The organism is Streptococcus pseudopneumoniae, from assembly GCF_001074975.1.
Taxonomy (GTDB): Bacteria; Bacillota; Bacilli; order Lactobacillales; family Streptococcaceae; genus Streptococcus; species Streptococcus pseudopneumoniae_D.
In genome coordinates this window covers 32,480-51,270 of the sequence record NZ_JUUO01000110.1, presented here as the reverse complement: position 1 = coordinate 51,270, position 18,791 = coordinate 32,480, and the positions used below count along the sequence as shown (strand labels likewise).

16 protein-coding genes are annotated in these 18,791 nt (G+C 39.7%); 4 read left to right on the top strand and 12 right to left on the bottom strand.

Features of this window, described 5'->3' with window-relative positions; all coding sequences use genetic code 11:
* Positions 1 to 518: 518 nt before the first annotated feature.
* From ADI86_RS06585 to ADI86_RS06575, 3 genes are read left to right on the top strand one after another with little or no spacing between them, the layout of a single operon-like run.
* The gene (locus tag ADI86_RS06585; protein ID WP_049532272.1) at positions 519 to 1,442 is read left to right on the top strand and encodes an FAD:protein FMN transferase; all 924 of its coding nucleotides are present in this window, start codon (positions 519 to 521) and stop codon (positions 1,440 to 1,442) included.
* Between the two features lie 59 nt (positions 1,443 to 1,501).
* A complete protein-coding gene (locus tag ADI86_RS06580) occupies positions 1,502 to 2,107 on the top strand; it encodes an NADPH-dependent FMN reductase (protein ID WP_049532271.1) in 606 nt (201 codons plus the stop codon).
* Positions 2,108 to 2,125: 18 nt separating this feature from the next.
* On the top strand, positions 2,126 to 3,364 hold the full coding sequence (locus tag ADI86_RS06575) for an NAD(P)H-dependent oxidoreductase (RefSeq protein WP_049532270.1): 1,239 nt from the start codon (positions 2,126 to 2,128) through the stop codon (positions 3,362 to 3,364).
* A 114-nt stretch (positions 3,365 to 3,478) separates the two neighbouring features.
* Here ADI86_RS06575 and ADI86_RS06570 read toward each other — a convergent pair whose 3' ends face one another.
* The 9 genes from ADI86_RS06570 to ADI86_RS06530 all read right to left on the bottom strand — a co-directional run bounded on the left by ADI86_RS06570 (position 3,479) and on the right by ADI86_RS06530 (position 13,446).
* Positions 3,479 to 3,736: a DUF896 family protein gene (locus ADI86_RS06570; protein ID WP_000371299.1), complete on the bottom strand. Its 258-nt coding sequence runs from the start codon at positions 3,734 to 3,736 to the stop codon at positions 3,479 to 3,481.
* 42 nt (positions 3,737 to 3,778) lie between these two features.
* On the bottom strand, positions 3,779 to 5,815 hold the full coding sequence (glyS, locus tag ADI86_RS06565; protein WP_049532269.1) for a glycine--tRNA ligase subunit beta: 2,037 nt from the start codon (positions 5,813 to 5,815) through the stop codon (positions 3,779 to 3,781).
* 211 nt (positions 5,816 to 6,026) lie between these two features.
* Positions 6,027 to 6,944 (bottom strand): glycine--tRNA ligase subunit alpha, encoded by a 918-nt coding sequence (gene glyQ / locus ADI86_RS06560; RefSeq protein WP_000038733.1) that lies wholly within the window; start codon positions 6,942 to 6,944, stop codon positions 6,027 to 6,029.
* A gap of 35 nt (positions 6,945 to 6,979) precedes the next feature.
* Positions 6,980 to 7,351, bottom strand: a complete 372-nt coding sequence (locus tag ADI86_RS06555; protein WP_000912012.1) for a GFA family protein — start codon at positions 7,349 to 7,351, stop codon at positions 6,980 to 6,982.
* A 268-nt stretch (positions 7,352 to 7,619) separates the two neighbouring features.
* Positions 7,620 to 8,462, bottom strand: coding sequence for an aldo/keto reductase (locus ADI86_RS06550; RefSeq protein WP_049532268.1), 843 nt, complete (start codon positions 8,460 to 8,462; stop codon positions 7,620 to 7,622).
* A gap of 76 nt (positions 8,463 to 8,538) precedes the next feature.
* On the bottom strand, positions 8,539 to 9,930 hold the full coding sequence (gene pgdA, locus ADI86_RS06545; RefSeq protein ID WP_049532267.1) for a peptidoglycan-N-acetylglucosamine deacetylase PgdA: 1,392 nt from the start codon (positions 9,928 to 9,930) through the stop codon (positions 8,539 to 8,541).
* A gap of 87 nt (positions 9,931 to 10,017) precedes the next feature.
* The gene (gene metK / locus ADI86_RS06540; RefSeq protein WP_000003949.1) at positions 10,018 to 11,208 is read right to left on the bottom strand and encodes a methionine adenosyltransferase; all 1,191 of its coding nucleotides are present in this window, start codon (positions 11,206 to 11,208) and stop codon (positions 10,018 to 10,020) included.
* Between the two features lie 482 nt (positions 11,209 to 11,690).
* Entirely contained in the window at positions 11,691 to 12,377 is a 687-nt protein-coding gene (locus tag ADI86_RS06535) for an ABC transporter ATP-binding protein (protein WP_000125731.1), read from the bottom strand.
* A 13-nt stretch (positions 12,378 to 12,390) separates the two neighbouring features.
* Positions 12,391 to 13,446, bottom strand: a complete 1,056-nt coding sequence (locus tag ADI86_RS06530; RefSeq protein ID WP_049532266.1) for an ABC transporter permease — start codon at positions 13,444 to 13,446, stop codon at positions 12,391 to 12,393.
* A 345-nt stretch (positions 13,447 to 13,791) separates the two neighbouring features.
* On the opposite strand from ADI86_RS06530, the gene ADI86_RS06525 reads away from it, so the two are divergent.
* Complete coding sequence (locus ADI86_RS06525) at positions 13,792 to 14,079, top strand: DUF3270 domain-containing protein (protein WP_000111941.1); 288 nt, start codon at positions 13,792 to 13,794, stop codon at positions 14,077 to 14,079.
* A 33-nt stretch (positions 14,080 to 14,112) separates the two neighbouring features.
* Here ADI86_RS06525 and ciaH read toward each other — a convergent pair whose 3' ends face one another.
* From ciaH to ADI86_RS06510, 3 genes are all read right to left on the bottom strand, one after another.
* Positions 14,113 to 15,447 carry a two-component system sensor histidine kinase CiaH gene (gene ciaH / locus ADI86_RS06520; RefSeq protein WP_049532265.1) on the bottom strand — a complete coding sequence of 445 codons (1,335 nt, stop codon included), beginning with the start codon at positions 15,445 to 15,447 and terminating at the stop codon, positions 14,113 to 14,115.
* On the bottom strand, positions 15,437 to 16,111 hold the full coding sequence (gene ciaR / locus ADI86_RS06515; RefSeq protein ID WP_000590639.1) for a two-component system response regulator CiaR: 675 nt from the start codon (positions 16,109 to 16,111) through the stop codon (positions 15,437 to 15,439). The genes ciaH and ciaR overlap by 11 nt, the downstream gene beginning before the upstream one ends.
* Before the next feature lie 108 nt (positions 16,112 to 16,219).
* A complete protein-coding gene (locus ADI86_RS06510; protein WP_049532264.1) occupies positions 16,220 to 18,766 on the bottom strand; it encodes a M1 family metallopeptidase in 2,547 nt (848 codons plus the stop codon).
* Positions 18,767 to 18,791 lie beyond the last annotated feature (25 nt).

Genomic DNA, 18,791 nt, shown 5'->3' with positions numbered 1-18,791 from the left:
TTTTTCCATCGTTCGATTAAGCGACGGCTATCGATTGTCAAATGTTTACCTTTTGTAGTATAATTGCCTTGCATCTCTGTGCCTTTCTTGTGTTTGTGGTTGAACAACAAGTATAACACAGAGGTGTTTTCTTATGCCTATAAGAGCTTTCATTTGACAAGAGGAACCCCTGAAGCTGTTTCGTTAGCTAAACCAAGGCTAGTCTTAGCCTTGGCTCGCCAGCCTAACAGCATCAAGCCTCTTATCAAATGAAATCGAGGACTAGCTAGAAGCTAGTTGAAGCATCTAATTTTTAGGAGGGCTGGATGGCTAACTTCATTACAGAACTTTCACTGTTAAAATTATTTATGATTCCTTGAATTTTGTAAGCATATTTCTTGACAAATTTACAAATTTGATTTGTGAAAAACCTAACTTTATGGTATGTTAGTATCATGGAAAGAAAATGTAAGGGGTTAAATTTAATATAAATTTACAATATTTCAACCTTCTTTTCATAAGAGAAAGGAGTTGGTAGCTTGACTCTCAGTTCACATTCTGAACGGCTAATGGGTACTACTATCACTATTTCATTAGTAGATGAGCGAGCCGATATCTTGCTCCAAAAATCCTTTGATTTGCTCAAAGAGCTTGAATACCGCTTCAATGCCAATAGCCAAGAATCTGAGTTGATGGAAATCAATCATCAAGCTGGAATAGCTCCAGTCAAGGTTCATCCAGACCTGTTTGAACTGATTTTACTTGGATTAGAACATAGCCTAGCGCCCTCTAGTCATCTCAACATCAGCATTGGTCCCTTGATTCAAACTTGGCGTATCGGTTTTTCAGATGCCAAAGTGGCCCAACCTCAAGAAATTGAATCGGTGCTACCTTTAATCAATCCTCATTATATCGAGTTAGATTCTCCTACTTCCACTGTGTTTTTAAAACAAAAAGGAATGAAAATCGATCTTGGTTGTTTAGCCAAAGGTTATAGTGCGGATAAGGTTGCCCAATTTCTTAGAGAAGAGGGAGTGACTTCTGCCTTGATCAATCTGGGAGGGAATATCCTGACCATTGGAAAAAATCAGGCAAGAGGGAATCAAGCTTGGCAAATCGGGATTCAAGATCCAGCCAATCCTAGGGGAAATCACTTAATAATCATCCCCGTTGTCAATAAATCTGTCGTGACTTCAGGCATTTATGAACGTCACCTGATAATCGATGGAAAAGATTACCATCATATTTTTGACAGCCAAACAGGATATCCTGTTGAAACGGAACTAGCGAGCCTGACAATCATCTCTGATAAATCAGTCGATGGTGAAATATGGACAACTCGTTTATTCGGAGAAAGACCTGCTTCTATCCTATGGCAAGTCGAAAGTTTGGAGGGCATCGAAGCTATCCTCATCGATAAAGAAGGTCACCTAAGCTGTTCTTCAGGAATTCATACTCTATAGAAATAGATGTTTCAATGGAGTTTTAAAATCGTATTATGTAAAAAGAGAAAGGAAATCTCATGTTAAAACTTATTGCTATTGTAGGAACTAACTCAAAACGTTCCACAAACCGTCAACTGCTTCAATATATGCAGAAACACTTTGCTGATAAAGCAGAAATTGAATTGGTAGAAATTAAAGGTCTACCTGTATTTAACAAACCTGCCGACAAACAAATTCCGGCTGAAGCTATGGAAATCGTAGCTAAAATCGAAGCAGCTGATGGTGTTATCATCGGTACTCCAGAATACGATCACTCAATTCCTGCTGTTCTTATGAGCGCTCTTGCTTGGATTTCTTATGGAGTATTTCCACTTCTAAATAAACCAGTTATGATTACAGGTGCTTCATACGGCACACTCGGTTCTTCACGTGCTCAATTGCAACTTCGTCAAATTTTGAATGCTCCTGAGATTAAAGCAACAGTTCTTCCTGATGAATTCTTACTTTCTCACTCTCTTCAAGCATTTGATAAGAATGGTGACTTGGTAGATCTTGACGTCATTAATAAATTAGATGCCATCTTTGATGACTTCCGTATCTTTGTAAAAATTACAGAAAAATTGCGCAACGCACAAGCCCTACTTCGCAAAGATGCTGAAGACTTTGACTGGGAAAATTTGTAAGATAGGAGACCAAAAAGAATGAAATTTGTTGGACTTGTAGGATCAAACTACGATCAATCATATAACCGTAAACTCTTGGAATTCATCCGTCGTCACTTCAAACTCAAATTTGAATTAGAAGTTCTCGAAATTGACGAAGTTCCAATGTTCAACCAAGACGAAAAATGGGATGAAAGTTTCCAGTTACGTCTCTTGTATAACAGAATTACTCGTGCTGATGGTGTCATTATCGCCACTCCTGAGCACAACCACACAATCTCAGCTTCTCTTAAATCAGTTCTTGAATGGCTTTCATATGAAGTTCATCCATTTGAAAACAAGCCAGTCATGATTGTGGGAGCTTCTTACTACGACCAAGGTACTTCTCGTGCCCAAGTTCACCTTCGTAAGATTCTTGACGCTCCAGGTGTTAATGCCTACACACTTCCAGGTAACGAATTCCTTCTTGGTAAAGCCAAAGAAGCATTTGACGCAGAGGGCAATATCACAAATGAAGGAACTGTTAATTTCCTTGAAACATGCTTGGACAACTTTGTAAAATATGTGGGAGTCGTTTCAAAATTGAAAAAACCAAAACCAATTGAGCCAGAAGATTTATATTGTACAAATTCAATTGCAACTACTATCCAAGGTGTTGATCCAGATGATCCTGAATGGGTAGAAAAAGCTGCTGAACTTGTTGGAGCTGTTTCTGGAGATACTTACGTTAAATTAGACCACGGTATCTTGACAGTTAACCAACTTGACATGTTCTTGAAAGCAATGCCATTTGAATTGACATTTGCAGATGATAATAATCAATTCTTGTACTTTAATAACGCACACCAAGACCCAGATACAATGTTTGGTAAACGTGTCCGTGCTCAATCAGGAAATAGATTAGGAACAGTACACGGTACATTGCCAGATTCTAGAATGAAAAACGTTGAATGGGTTGTCGGCGTATTGCGTAATGGGGGCCAAGAATATGTCCGTACAATTGTACCAGGAACACCTGAAGGTGTTATTAATACCCATAATTACCAAGCAATGTACTATCCAGATGGTTCATATGCTGGAATCAATGAAATCATCTTTAATTTCCAACCATGGCTTGACTGGTACCTCAATACAACTGGTCAACGTCTAGTTGGTGGAAATGCTGCAGCTCCTGCTGGAGGACACGGTGGCGCAGATGCCACATCTGGAGCTTCTGATTCAGGTGATGCTGGAGGCCACGGTGGTGGCGCAGACGCTACATCTGGAGCAAGTAACTAATAATAGTTTTGGGAACCATATTGGTTCCTTTTTTAGCGAAAAAAGACTAGCAGACAAAAACTGCTAGTCTTTTGGTATTATTTCATCTATCTTTGTTAAAAGAAAGAATACTTATTATGAATTTGGATCATCAAGACTTCTGCCATGTAAACCTTTTTCACGTTGTACCTGACGTAGTTTTTCTGGTGTAACATCGTTTCCTTCTTCGTCCACAATTTTGATTCCTTCGATGTGGTGACGAACAGTGCGACGATACCCTTCGATGTACTCCTCACGTAGTTTGGCTTGTTCTACTTTTTCTTCTGGGGTCAAGCCTTCTGTTTTTTTCTTTTTGGCAAGCTCGTTGATACGATCAATTTTTTTAGGATCCATGTTTCTCTCCTTTAAGATAAGATTTAATCCGTTCAACAGATTTTATTTGGTATTGATTTGGTTAAAACGTGCAAGTTTAGCTGCTTTCTTGGTTAATTGCGACAAGATTGCCAAACGATTTTGACGGACTGCTTCATTTTCAGCCATAACCATGGTATTCTCAAAGAATGCATCAATGACTGGGCTAAGAGCAAAGAGTTGTTTCAATTGCTGACTGGCAGATCCTGATAAAATAAGTGATTCTACTGCTTCCGCCAAAGCTTTTTCTTGGTCATTTTCAAAAAGTGCTGAATCAACTGTTGCAACTCCTTCTACCTTTTCAGCCAAGTTAAAAGCACGAGAAAGTGATTCCACAGATGGTTTGAAGTCTTCTTCCTTGCTTGCTTCTACGAGAGCACTTGCTGCTTCCAACATATCTGCCACAACAAAGTTCGAACTTGCAAGTACAGCTTCCTTAATATCTTTTGGAGTAGAGCCCATCATCTTATCAACACGAGCCTTGATAAAGTCCATAACCTCTGCTTTATTTTCATAAGTCAAGCTGTCAAATGTTAAAGCATAAAAGCTATCGATCAGCTCATCCATAGCAATGTGCCAACCAAAAGCATCCAAGATACGAACTACACCTTGAGTTGCACGACGAAGAGCATAAGGGTCATTAGACCCTGATGGAATCAAACCTACTGAGAAGAAGCTCAAAATCGTATCCAATTTGTCTGCAATGGCAAGCACTGCGCCGACCTTGCTCTCTGGAAGTTCTCCTTCAGCTGAAGTAGGCATGTAGTGTTCACGAATAGCAGCTGCCACCGCTGGAGTTTCCCCAGCAAGAAGGGCATATTTCTCACCCATAATTCCTTGGAGCTCGTCAAATTCACCAACCATACCTGTCAACAAGTCAAACTTGTAAATGGCTGCTGCACGAGCAAGGTCAACTGTTTCATCAACTGATAAACCTGCTTTTTCAGCTAAAAGTACAGCGATTTGACCCGTACGAATCATATGTTCACGAAGAGAACCAATCTTCTCGTGGAAGGTTACATTGTTTAATTTTTCAACAAGGTCTGAAATAACCAATTTCTGGTCTTCACGCCAGAAGAATTCTCCGTCTTCCAAGCGGGCTACCAAGACTTTTTCATTTCCTTTGATGACATTTTCTAAATGCTCTGCGTTTCCGTTACGAACAGAAATGAAGTTTGGCAAGAGTTTACCATCTTGATCACGGACAACAAAGTAACGTTGGTGTTCCTTCATCGAAGTCACCAAGACTTCTTCTGGAACGTCAAGGTATTTGGCATCAAAGCTTCCCATAAAGGCAGTTGGATATTCAACCAAGTTCAAGACTTCATTAAGCAAATCAGCATCAATTTCAATACGGACACCATGTTTTGCCTCAATTTCTTTAATTTGGTCAACAATCATTTGCTCACGTTCACGTGGATCCGCGATCACAAACTGCTTACGAAGGTCTTCTTCATAGCTCAATGCTGACTGAATCTTGGTTTCTTGTCCCAAGAAACGATGACCACGGCTGACACGGTCCCCCTTGATATCAAGAAAATCCAAATCAAACTCTTCTTCATCTAAAAGAACGGTTAAAGTGTGTACAGGGCGGATGTATTCAAAGCTATTACCAGCCCAGTGCATGCTGACAGGGAAAGTCAGGGACTTCAAGACATCCACAACACCTGGAACAATGGCTTCAACTGCTTGACCAATTTCTTCCTTAGTGACATAGACATATTCTTCACCCTTGATTTCACGGAATTCGATATCTTCGACAGTCAAGCCTTTTCCACGGACAAATCCTTGAGCTGCTTTGGTGAAATTTCCATCACTATCCAAGGCAATTTTCTTTGCTGGCCCCTTAAAATCTTCTGTCAAATCAGACTGTTTGTCTGCAAGACCAGTCACACGAACAGCCAAACGACGTGGTGTTGAGAAGGTCTGAATAGCTTCAAAAGACAGACGATTTTCCTTGAGGAAGGCTGCCATTTTTTCGCCTAGTTGTTTTTCACTTGGTGTAACAACATAGGCTGGTAATTCTTCAAGACCGAGTTCTACTAATAAGTTTTTTGTCATGTTTTTTCTCCGAAAAGTATCTTTTTATTTTCCAGTGTGCCTTATGTGATTGGCACGCAAGCAACCAACCTCGTTGTTTCATTGCTAAAATTGGAGTCAAAAGTCTCCAATTTTGCCTAGTATCCTTAGCTTCACTAAGGATACATTCATCACTACGGCAACTGGTTCAGGGCTCACACTGTTCGCCCATTTTCGTAATTTGGCACTCTCTTTATTCTGCGTCTTCTGCTAAGAGTTTAGCTCGTGTTGCTTCATCCAAAAGTGGGTAGCCTAGGCGTTTGCGTTCTGCGACAAATGTTTTGGCTACGACACGGGCCAAGTTACGGATACGGGCAATATAGCCTGCACGCTCTGTTACAGATACTGCACCACGCGCGTCAAGCAGGTTAAAGGTGTGTGAACATTTGAGAACATAGTCATAGGCAGGGTGAACCAAACCTTCTTCCAAAGCACGACCAGCTTCTTTTTCAAACTTATCAAAGTTTTCCAACAACATTTCTTGGTCAGAAATTTCAAACGAATATTTTGAGTGCTCATACTCAGGCTGGATAAAGATTTCTCCGTATTTTACACCATCAGCCCACTCGATATCATAGACAGAGTCCACTTCTTGAATGTAAGAAGCCAAACGCTCCAAACCATAGGTAACTTCCGCAGTCACAGGGCCAGTTGCCAATCCACCAACTTGTTGGAAATAAGTGAACTGAGTGATTTCCATCCCATCAAGCCAAACTTCCCAACCAAGACCAGCTGAACCAGTTGATGGGTTTTCCCAGTTATCCTCAACAAAACGAATATCGTGTTCCAAAGGATTGATTCCCAATTTTTCCAAAGATTCAAGGTAAAGTTCCTGGATATTTGATGGAGATGGCTTCATGACCACTTGGAATTGGTGGTGTTGGTAAAGACGGTTAGGATTTTCTCCGTAACGACCGTCAGCAGGACGACGTGATGGCTCTACATACGCTGCATTCCACGGCTCAGGTCCAATAGCACGAAGGAAAGTGTAAGGACTCATTGTCCCCGCACCTTTTTCATTGTCATAAGCCTGCATAAGCATACAACCTTGGTCATTCCAAAATTGTTGCAAAGTCAAAATAATTTCTTGAAATGTTAATTTCTTAGACATTGTTTACTCCTTTAATTTATATTATCTTCTTAGATTTATTTATCAAGCAACCAAGAAAAGGCTGGGTCCTGAAAAATATGACGTTTAGGAACAGTTTGTAAATTCTGATCGCATTCATCTATTGTACCTAATTTCAAAGCACAGACTTCTGGTATATTTTCTTGAACAGTGAAAATTTGACTATGACAGTTCTGGCAGTAATAACGCTGTTTTCCTGGAGAAGAACTATAGGAAACAAGCTTTTCTTTTCCATGCAATACTAGCTTTTCACTACTAACTTTAGCATTAACTGTATAGGCAGACGCAGTTGCTTTCCGACAAAACGAGCAATGACAAAAAACTAATTCCGATAATTCTTCATCTAGAGTGTAGGTCACTGCTTTACATAAACAAGATCCTTTAAGCATTATGCTCCTTTCTACTTAGGCATTAGATGAATTCAAAAAGAACCGAATTTCAACACCCAAGCCTTGCGACTAGGGGCGTCAGAAACGCGGTTCCACCCTAATTTATTACTTCATTGTTTTTGAAAATACTACAGAAAGTGCCAGTTCTTTATTTTGCCCTACTTGGCTCCCACTATCCCAAGCTCGCTTGAAGAACGCCATAAGACTTTCTTTCCTGCTGACTATTATATCAAAAATTAGAATAATGTACAATTCTTTTTATGATTTTCTAGAAATCCATATCATCAACTCGTGGAGCACCAGACTGAACAGCAATCGCTTTTAAGGTTTCACGCTCCTCATGACTCAGTTCAATTCCAAAGCAATCAAGATTAGCTTGAATACGAGAAGCTGTGACAGATTTTGGAAGTGGTAAAAATCCTTCTGCTAAGCTCCAGGCCAAGGCTATCTGAGCAACAGACTTTCCGTGATTTGCCGCGATTTCTTGCACTTGCTTGCTATCAAACAATTCTCCCTGACCAAAAGGTCCCCAAGCTTCCAATAAAATTCCTTTTTCTCGACAGTAATCTACGACTTCCTCTTGATAGACGCCTGGCGCCAAACGAACTTGATTGACCGCAGGAAGAATTTTTGCTGTTGCAAACAAGGCATCCAAATGATGGGGAAGGAAATTACTAACTCCGATAGCACGGATTTTGCCTTCTAGGTAAAGATCTTCCATCGCTCTCCAGACTTCTGAATTTCGGATTTTCCATTGGTCATTTTCTCTGAGCGGTTTTGGATTTGGCCAATGAATCAAATACAAATCCAAATATTCCAAGCCCAGCTTCTCTAAAGACTCTTCAAAAGCCTGACGAGCTTGCTCATAGTTGTGATTTCTATTCCAGAGTTTGCTGGTTACAAAAATTTCCTCACGCGGAACGCCACTATCTTGAATGGCACGACCAACGCTTTCTTCATTTTTATAAATCGCTGCCGTATCGATATGGCGATAGCCTGCCTTTAAAGCCTCTAGTACAGCTTGATAGGCAATCTCTCCATTTTCAGCTTTCCAGGTTCCAAATCCTAGAACTGGAATTGGAACGCCATTATTTAAAGTATAAGATTTCATTATTTTTCCTCTCTATGTAAAGCAAATCCAAAGAAACAAGTTCTCAAAGAAAACCTATCTCTTTAGATTTTGGGTATTATTGATCACGATCGAAATAGAGTTGGTGAGGTTTAAGACGAGCGTCTAACAAATCTGGAATAGTTACAAAATCATAACCTTGCCCTTTCAAGTAGTCGATGACCTTCGGTAGAGCATTTACACTCTCAGCATGGATATCATGCATGAGAATAATAGAACCATTCTTGACTTCACGCTGAATTTCTGTCAAAATAGATGCTTCATTTTTACTCTTCCAATCCAGACTATCCACATCCCACATAATAAAGCTCAAATCGAGGCTATTGCGAATGTCGTCTGTAATAGCTCCATAAGGGGGGCGCATAAGTTTGGAGCTAGACCCCAACACTTTAGTTAGCGCATCCTCCGTATCAGTAATCTGTTTTTTGGCTTCATCAAGCGAAAGTTTTGAAAGAACGGGATGGCTCCAACTATGGTTTCCAATGACATGACCATCTGCTTTCATGCGCTTCAAAATCTCTTCATTGCCAGAAACATTCTTACCTAAAACGAAGAAAGTCGCCTTAATACCATACTTAGAAAGTGTATCTAATGCTTGCTTGGTCGTTGTAGGATTTGGTCCATCATCAAAAGTTAAGGCCACTACTTTACGATTTTTCTTTTCATAATAAGCCTTATATAGCTCTGCATCCTTATCTAATAAATAAGAGGACTGAATAACTTCAAAAAAACTAGATACTGGCAAGGCAATCTCATCCAGATTTTCAACTGTCTGACTTGGATAAAGGATAATCTGACTATCCTTGTAATCAAAATTCCATGCAGACAAGTCTTGGTCAGAGAAGCTTTTAACAAGCTGATCGACCTTCTCTTGCTCCAATTTCTTACCCTCTAAGAAAGCAGTCATTTCTTTTAACAGTTGCTCTTTTGCCTTACTAGCATCTGAAAATAATTGATCGAGTGTAAAAGGTTTGCCATCTTCTGTCAAATGGACTTTTGCCAGATTAGTTTTTTCAGTCTCCTCAACTTTTAACGAAGTTAGATCATAGACTTGTTTCATCACACTTCGGTTGACAATCCCTTTTAAAGGCGAATCCTGTTCCTCCGTATAATAAAAAACCAGATTTTCTTTATCTTCCAGATTTTCCTTAATATCCTGTGTCATGATGTCTTTTACAGACGAAATCACTTGCTCCCCTTGAAGAGGATAATAGGCAATCACTTCGGCTTGTCCCTTACGAAAATGATCCTTCTGATTCCCCTCACTCAATTGATCATCTTTCTCTTTTTTGAGAGATTCAATCTTTTGTTCAAAACTTTGTTTTGTGTATATTTTGTATCCAATTATTGAACCTAGGACACAAATACTAACTGCAAATATGGCTACTAGGGTTAGTAAACCAATTCTCTTTTTATCGCGCTCAACACGCTTTGCTCTACTTTTATCCATAGGACTATCATATCAAATTCAAGCTATAATTTCAATGATTTTGAAGGAAATAGTATATTAAAAGAGGGGAAATCCCCTCTTAAGATTTTATTTTACAGCTTCTTTCAAGGCTTCTACCTTGTCCAAGCGTTCCCATGGAAGATCAATATCTGTACGTCCCATGTGTCCGTAAGCCGCTGTTTGACGGTAGATTGGACGTTTAAGGTCAAGCATTTGGATAATTCCTGCAGGACGAAGGTCAAAGATTTGACGAGCCGCTTTTTCAAGTTTGCTTTCAGCTACTGTTCCTGTACCAAAAGTATCAATACGGACAGAAACAGGCTGGGCAACACCGATAGCATAAGCCAATTGCACTTCTGCTTTCTTTGCAAGACCTGCTGCAACGATATTCTTTGCAATGTAGCGAGCTGCATAAGAAGCTGAACGATCCACCTTAGTCGCATCCTTACCAGAGAAGGCACCACCACCATGACGAGAGTAGCCACCATAAGTATCTACGATAATCTTACGACCAGTCAAACCTGAGTCCCCTTGAGGACCACCGATTACAAAACGACCTGTCGGATTGATAAAGAATTTTGTCTTATCATCAAGATAAGAAGATGGAATAACTTCTTTGATGACCTTGTCAATCACATCTTGATGGATTTGTTCATTGCTAACTTCTGGATCATGCTGAGTAGAAATAACGACTGTATCCACGCGCACTGGCTGGTCATTTTCATCATATTCAACTGTAACTTGAGATTTAGCATCTGGACGAAGATAGCTGATTTCACCAGACTTACGAAGCTCTGATAAACGACGAACCAACTTGTGACTGAGTGAGATTGGAAGTGGCATGAGTTCTTCTGTTTCATCTACCGCAAAACCAAACATGAGACCTTGGTCTCCAGCTCCAATCAAATCAAGTGGATCTTGATCTGCATTCCCACGAACCTCCAAGGCTTCGTTAACACCTTGAGCAATATCTGGTGATTGCTCCACCAAAGATGGGTGTACTCCCACCGTTTCAGCAGAAAATCCATATTCTGTATTGGTATAACCAATCTCTGCAATGGTATCACGAACCACACGATTAATATCTACATAAGCTGTAGTTGAAATTTCACCAAATACATGAACTGAGCCAGTATAAACCGCTGTCTCAGCAGCAACGTGTGCCTCTGGATCCTTTGCTAAAATAGCATCCAAGATAGCATCTGAAATTTGGTCTGCGATCTTATCCGGATGCCCCTCAGATACAGATTCAGACGTGAATAATTTACGTTCTGACATAAAAATGTCCCCCCTTAAAAATAGTGTTATAGAGTTACAAAGTACTGATAGAAAGAGTGTTTGCAATCAAAACCTACCACCTTATCGGGACCATATAACTTCACCATTATATCATTTTTTAGCGCAATTTGCAGTCCATATACTCAATAAAAATCAAAGAACCAGCTATAAAACTAGATGCAGGTTGCTCAAAGTAGAGTTTTAAGGTTGGCAATAAAACTGATGAAGTCAGATCAAAACACCGTTTTGAAGTTAGAAATAAGGAGGCTGGGAAAAAGTCTTTAAAATTAAAAAACGCATAGTCAAGTCTTGAAAAAACTTGAGACTATACATTTTTTGTGGGAATATTTACTTTATTTTTCTTAAAATTGAGTTTTAGTCCAACCTCATCAAAATCTATATAACTTATCAATTTACTACGTAGAACCGGTGCATTTTTCAGGTCTAACGTTTTAGAAAAATATCTGTCAATTCACTATATTTTATATTTGTTTACATTTTTCTTCAACCAAGTTTCCATCACTCATTACATAAACTCGGTCAACCTTATCAAGAAGGCGTGTATCATGTGTAATCATGACAACACCTCTTCCTTGCTCATGGGCAATTGAAGCCAACATATCCGTTACTTGGTAAGCCCGCTCTGTATCAAGACTAGCTGTAGGCTCATCTGCCAGTACGATGCTAGGATTGTTGTAAAGCGCCCTAGCAATCGCCGCACGTTGACGTTCACCACCTGATAAAGCCTTGGGATACTGATTTTGTACTTTTTCCAAATCCAACAAGTCAAACAGCTCTTTTCGATCACTTTTACTATTTTTTCCCTTATCCAGTCTGTCAATCAAATCCAGCTGTTCCTTGACCGTTAGAAAAGGAATTAAGTTTGAAGCCTGAAGAATGAAGCCAAACTCTCTAAAACGGAGGTTCGTTTTCTCCTTCTCCGTCAGACTGCCTGTTTCCTTCCCCTTGACTAAAATCTTTCCACTCGATGCTTCCTGAAGTTGTCCTAGAGTCGTTAGAAAAGTCGTCTTTCCAGAACCTGAAGGCCCAACAATAGCCACGAACTCTCCCGCATTTAGCTGAAAATTCGTCTCATGCAGAGCTACGACTTTCATCTTTCCTTCCCCGTACGTTTTTGTCACTTGATTCATTTCTATCAATGCTGTCATACTATTCTCCTTATCATTCTGCAATCGCAGTAATAGGGTCCACCTTTAGCAAGCGTGGGAGAGAAATGACACCACCAAGAAGAGCCATCAAGCAAATAACCGAGCTTAGAATCGAGTAGGCTATCCAACTTGGGTAGAAAAAGAAGGTAGCTGGTAAGAGCAAAATCACTCCTCCGATAGCAAGCAAGGATAAAGCAATCCCCATACCAGATAGAAGCAAGATCTGACAGAACAGAGACCATACAATGGTTTTAATCTGTATTCCCTGAGCCCGCATAATTCCATAAAGTCCTAGCTTTTGTATGGTAATGATATAAACAAAAATACCAACAATCAAACCTGTTATAACAATCATAGCGATAATCATTCCTGAAAATACATTAACTTGAGGTGTGTAACCAGGAATTTTCGAAATCATTTTTGGAACAGAGATCTGTTTCAGTCCATCTCCGACCACTTCTATGTCATTTTTTAATACCAAGGCAGAGATGGCACGATTAGCTTTCAAGGTCCCTTGTAAGGTCCAATAAGTTGTCAGACTCGTAAAGACAACAGGCTCTGTGAAAAACTTATTTCCTTGAGTCAGACCTACAATCTTGTAACTTCCCTCGCTTCCATTGAGCTGAATGGCATCACCTAGCTTAATTCCATAGTTTTCAAAGGACTGATCTACGACAACCTCATCATCGCTTTCAGGATACCGTCCCTCCGTCAAACTAGGAGAGATAAAATCGTCCCACTCTTGAGCAAAGATGGAAACATTGACCTTTTCACTATCATCGACTAGATTTGTCACAGCGAACATATAACCCAGTGGAGCGGCCTCCTCAGATCTCTTTTCCTTATAATCCTTTTCAGGAATAAAAGATGCTGTCAAATTATCATTTGCGTAGTCAGATAAAACCACACCCGCCGCTTGCCAATTGTCAATAGCAGCCCGGTTGTTTCGCACAAGACCAAGAGCTAGACTGGTCATAAAAAAGACCATAAAAGCAATGAGAAAAATAGTGGTTAGAATCAAACTATATCGAAGTTTGTTCTGTAATATTTCTTTGATAGCAAGATACATTCTTATCTCCTTTAACTTTTCCAAGAGGTATCAATGAGATACCCCACTACTATAAAAATAGGAGACAGAAAATCTGTCTCTGTATTCCAAACAAATCTCACTAATCAAATTAAATAAAATCAAGAAAATAAGTAAATATTTTTTATAAAAATGAATTATTTACTTAAAAATATAATTAATTGTAAATATTAATAAGCATTAGGTATTTATTCATCCTATCATTTTCACACTATGGTGTCAAGAAAATTGATTTTGAAAAAGCACTTTATTCTTTTTGTAACCTTTCTGTAATAATTCTCTGCTAAAAAAATGATAAAATAGGTATGTACTGTTAAGGAGAGAACCATGTCCGTAAAAAAATTAAAATCATATGAGGTAGACTATCAAGAAGAATTAAACCAGCAACTTCCTCGCTATCAGGATTATGCGCCCGAATCACAATCTGATACCAGTTTTCAAGAAATCCTATTTTTTGTTAATGTCGCTGTTTTTTGTATCTGTATTGCTATCTTTAGTTTTATCTTTTTGGCGTTAAAGCTATCAACTGCTCTTGCCTTTGTCGCAGCAATCGGATCCAGCTTACTTGTTCTAAAAATCCAACGCTCTATCATCAAACGAAAACTAAAAAGATAAATCCAAAATATCGCCCCAACCGGAGCGATATTTTTATTTTTTCTTTTTAGATGGTGTCTGAATGGCAATCTTCACTTCAAAGATTGTTCCTTTTGGTTTATTATCTTTAACAGTAATGGTTCCTTTTAAGGCATCTACAATCTGCTTGGCCAGTGATAATCCTAAACCAAAACCTCCTTTTTGACGAGTTCTAGCCTTGTCTACTCGATAAAAACGATCAAAAATTTTCTTCTTATCTTCTGCTGAAATACCGACTCCATTATCAGAAACAAGTAAATACAGATTACGGTCAGTCGCTGAAATCACAAAATCAATTTCACCATCCTCTTCAGTATACTTAACTGCATTATCAAATAGGATGGTCATCAGCTGTTTCAAAAGGAGCTGATCTGTGACAATCGTTCGATGGATACGATTTTCAAAACGGAAGACACGATCATTTTCCGAAGCAATCATCTCATAGTTTGTGAAAGTTGTATTCAAAAAGCTAGTTGGAACTTCTCCAAGTTCAGGCTTAATCCCATCATCTCTTCGAGCTAAATTCAACAAGTTCGTCGTCAAAAACCGCATATTTCGGACTTCTTCCAAACTCGATGCAATGCTTTCGCTCACATCCATAATGGTAGCTTCAGGCTTACGGAAAAGGGTCTCTAAGCGATTTTGCAAAACTGCAAGTGGAGTTCGTAACTCATGACTGGCATTTTCCACAAAGGACTGTTGCTTCTGCATGCTCTCAAGCAGGGGCCGAACACTGACCCTAGCTAGATAGAGACTGGCAAGTAAAGACAAAATCCAGAAACTAGCCATCACAACGACAATCAATTGCTCATGCTTTTGACTGGCCTGCTCCAACTGACTGGTATTAATCAAGACAGCAGCATACTTGATATTGGTTGAAACCGAACTGATATTCGTTTCCATCAAGATCATGCGATAGATTTCTTCTTGTCCATAGCTATTAAAAACCTGAATCTGGTAGATATGGCCTAGTTCTTTTTTCTCTAACTTAATCTTATCCAATCCCAAAAATCGATTTCCAGAAAGGAGCTGGGTAAAATTCTTATCAAAAAGAATGACTTCTGTATTGGAACTGACATTTGGTTTTACATCAGTCTTGCTAGTATCTGTAGCAGCATTCTCCAAATCTTTAATCTCTTCCGTCGCCCTATTTACCGCCAACTGAATAACTGCCTGAGGATTATTACTCAAGCCATGAAGTTTATCATCCACCGAAGTATAGAGACTTGAATGCATAACCTGTAAAATAATCAAGGTCATAGTGGAGAAAATCAGAGTGAAGACACCAAAGTTACGGATAAAATAACTAAAGTCATCCGCATACCATGTTTTTTTTAGTTTACTGAACATCTTTTAAAATATACCCAACACTGCGCAAGGTTTGCAAATTCTCTGCAAAAGTGGTTCCTTTTAATTTCTTACGGACTTTTGAAACATAAACTTCGACAACCGAAATAGTTGTGTCACTATCAAATCCCCATAGACGATCAAAAATCTGAGTCTTAGGCAAAATAACATTTTGATTTTGAAGGAAATAAACTAATAAATCAAACTCTTTTCCAAGCAATTCGACAGGAGTATCTTCAACCTTAACGGTATTTGTTGACAAATTAACTACAATATTTCCATAAGTCAAGGTATTTTCATTAAACTTACCTGAACGTTTGAGAAGGGCTTGAATTCGCATTTTGAGTTCTTCTAGGTAGAAAGGTTTGGTCAGATAATCATCCGCTCCTAGTTCAAATCCATGTCCCTTGTCATCCAAACTTTCCTTGGCAGTCATGATCAGAACTGGAGTCGTAATTCCCTTTTCACGCAATTCTTTCAAGACTTGGAAGCCATTTTTTTCAGGTAACATTAAATCGAGCAAAATCAAGTCATAAACGCCACTTTCAGCTTCGTAGAGGCCTTCTTCCCCATCGAATACCTGCATGACATCTGCAAAATCGTCTAAAAAGTCAAATACTGAATTTGACAGACCTAGGTCATCCTCAACTAATAAAATTTTTATCATGAGAAACTCCTCCTTATTAAAACCATTATACCAAATTTGCCTTAAAAAAAACTCAACTTTCTGCATTTTACATGAGATAGCTGAGTTTTCTTTTTATTTTAGACTTATTTATACATTTCCGTATTGAAGAACGACTGCTTCCACTGCAGCTTTTTCACGGTTAATCAAGTCAACACGCGCTGCAATTTCCTTGATTCCCATACCGATGTTACGGCTAAGAGCAAGGTCAGAAAGTTGTGGCTCAAAGAATTCCTTGTACTCTGCCAAGCGTTGCTGAGTCTTAAATACGTGTGCAGGAAGGATAACAAAGCTATCAAAGCTCATATCTCCACCAAGAGCTGCCTTAATCCAAGCCCAGTTTTCACGCGCCCAAGACCAAGCTGTTTCCTGAGTTACTTGGTGAGCTAGGAATTGGTAATACCAAGCAGACAAGTCCTGCGGTTTGACCACAAATTTGTCCTTCCAAGAAGCAATCAAGGTTTGGATATTGTCCGCATCTTTACTATAGGCAAGAGCGGCTGCCAACTGACGTTTAAAGACAGCATCTGTTGCGTGCGTATAAGTATCAAGATAAAGTGCTAACAAGGCTTTGGTCTCATGATGTTTCATCTCATTGATAAGGACTTGTGAGCGAATAGCTGCTGGGAGTCCTGCAAGCTGATCCTTGTAGGCTTCGAAGATTTGGCTAGCGACTTGACTAGCTTCTGCATCATTTGAGCGAATCATCATAGAAACAGCCAGCTGACGAACCAACTCATCCTCATCTGATTCTCCGTCTTTAGCTTCAAAACCAAGACAGTCATAGTTGTGACGAGCCAATTTAGCAATCAAGGCTTTGAAGGCTCTTTCAGCTTCTGTTCCTTCATCGATAAAGCGCTCAAGGGCAGAAATGACTTCAGAAACAGCTGAAACGACAAGGTAAGATTCTTCCTTAGCAAGTTTATCAAGAACTGGGAGCAAGTCAGCATAAGAAATGTGCCCTGCCTCAGCAAGCAAACGACGTTCTTGGACGATTTGCAATTTGCTTGTGTTATCAAGATCAACTAGGTCAGCAAGAACAGCATCTAACAAGTCTCCTTGATAATCGGTAATGTAATGGGCTGTATTTTCAGTATTGAAACGAAGAGCTCCTTCATTTTCAGCAAGAAGGGCTGCGTAGCCTGGAATTTCGATGCTTTCAGTTTCAAGTGTATCAGGCAAGCCTTTCCAGTTGCTATTGAGTGGCACAACCCAGAGACGGTTCTTATCTTCGTGCTCACCGATAAAGAATTGTTTTTGTGAAATCTTCAAGACATCATTTTCAACTTTGACAGTGAGAACTGGATAACCAGGTTGTTCCAACCAAGAATCCATGAAGGCTGCAACATCACGTCCAGACGCTTGACCAAGAGCATCCCAAAGGTCACGACCAATTGTATTGCTGTATTGATGTTTTTCAAAGTAGGCCTGCAAACCTTTAGCAAAATCGGCATCACCTAGCCAACGACGAAGCATGTGCATGAGGCGGCTTCCTTTGGCATAGACGATAGCGCCATCAAAGAGCGTATTGATTTCATCTGGATGTTTAACTTCGACGTGGACAGACTGAACACCATCAGTCGCGTCACGTTCAAGAGCGTGAGGTACTCCACCTGTTTGGAAGTCTTCAAAAATATTCCAGCTTGGCTCAATGGCATCCACACAGACGTACTCCATCATATTGGCGAAGCTTTCATTGAGCCAAAGGTCATCCCACCATTTCATAGTTACCAGGTTACCAAACCATTGGTGAGCCAATTCATGAGCCACAACAAGGGCAACTTGTTGACGACTAGCAAATGTAGAGTTCTCATCGACAACCAGGTAAACTTCACGGTAAGTAACGAGACCCCAGTTTTCCATAGCACCAGCTGAAAAGTCAGGAAGGGCGATGTGGAGAGATTGAGGAATTGGGTACTTAACTCCGTAGTAATCTTCGTAAAACTCGATTGAGCGAACAGCGATATCCAATGAGAAATCAAGGTTTGATAGTGGATGAGCTTTGGTTGAGTAAACACCCACGAGGGTACCGTTTTTAGTTTTAGCCGTCACACCTTGCAAATCACCCGCAACAAATGCTAACAAGTAAGAAGACATGCGAGGTGTTGTCTTAAACTTCCAGATACCTGTTTCCTTACGGTTTTCAACGTCAATCTCTGGCATGTTTGACAAGGCCAATTCACCTTCTGCTTGGTCAAAACGTAGAGAAAGGTCAAAAGTTGCTTTAGCTTCTGGCTCATCCACACATGGGAAGGCTTCACGCGCAAAATGACTCTCGAACTGAGTAGACAAGACTTCCTTCTTGACTCCATCAACTGTGTAGTATGAAGGATAAATCCCTGTCATGTTGTCTGTGATTTTACCAGAAAAGGCAAGAAGCAATTCAACTTGACCAGCCCCAGCCAATTCTATATGAAGAGCTTCATTGTCATGGTCAACTGTAAATGGGCGAGCTTGACCTGCAACTTCTACAGTGGCGATTTCCAAGTCTTTTTGGTGGAGGGAAATACGGTCACTATGTGCTTGACCCGTAATGGTCACCTTTCCTGAAAAAGTCTTGGTCTCACGACTCAAGTCTAAAAATAAATCATAGTGTTCAGGAACAAATTGCTTAATAAAATGTTCAACTGCTTGCATAGTTTTCTCCTATTCTAAGTTTAAG

Bases quoted from the DNA above. Each gene is read 5' to 3' on its own strand.
- ADI86_RS06580 (WP_049532271.1), top strand. From the start codon at position 1,502: ATGTTAAAACTTATTGCTATTGTAGGAACTAACTCAAAACGTTCCACA.
- ADI86_RS06575 (WP_049532270.1), top strand. From the start codon at position 2,126: ATGAAATTTGTTGGACTTGTAGGATCAAACTACGATCAATCATATAAC.
- ADI86_RS06570 (WP_000371299.1), bottom strand. From the start codon at position 3,736: ATGGATCCTAAAAAAATTGATCGTATCAACGAGCTTGCCAAAAAGAAA.
- glyS (WP_049532269.1), bottom strand. From the start codon at position 5,815: ATGACAAAAAACTTATTAGTAGAACTCGGTCTTGAAGAATTACCAGCC.
- glyQ (WP_000038733.1), bottom strand. From the start codon at position 6,944: ATGTCTAAGAAATTAACATTTCAAGAAATTATTTTGACTTTGCAACAA.
- ADI86_RS06555 (WP_000912012.1), bottom strand. From the start codon at position 7,351: ATGCTTAAAGGATCTTGTTTATGTAAAGCAGTGACCTACACTCTAGAT.
- ADI86_RS06550 (WP_049532268.1), bottom strand. From the start codon at position 8,462: ATGAAATCTTATACTTTAAATAATGGCGTTCCAATTCCAGTTCTAGGA.
- pgdA (WP_049532267.1), bottom strand. From the start codon at position 9,930: ATGGATAAAAGTAGAGCAAAGCGTGTTGAGCGCGATAAAAAGAGAATT.
- metK (WP_000003949.1), bottom strand. From the start codon at position 11,208: ATGTCAGAACGTAAATTATTCACGTCTGAATCTGTATCTGAGGGGCAT.
- ADI86_RS06535 (WP_000125731.1), bottom strand. From the start codon at position 12,377: ATGACAGCATTGATAGAAATGAATCAAGTGACAAAAACGTACGGGGAA.
- ADI86_RS06530 (WP_049532266.1), bottom strand. From the start codon at position 13,446: ATGTATCTTGCTATCAAAGAAATATTACAGAACAAACTTCGATATAGT.
- ADI86_RS06525 (WP_000111941.1), top strand. From the start codon at position 13,792: ATGTCCGTAAAAAAATTAAAATCATATGAGGTAGACTATCAAGAAGAA.
- ciaH (WP_049532265.1), bottom strand. From the start codon at position 15,447: ATGTTCAGTAAACTAAAAAAAACATGGTATGCGGATGACTTTAGTTAT.
- ciaR (WP_000590639.1), bottom strand. From the start codon at position 16,111: ATGATAAAAATTTTATTAGTTGAGGATGACCTAGGTCTGTCAAATTCA.
- ADI86_RS06510 (WP_049532264.1), bottom strand. From the start codon at position 18,766: ATGCAAGCAGTTGAACATTTTATTAAGCAATTTGTTCCTGAACACTAT.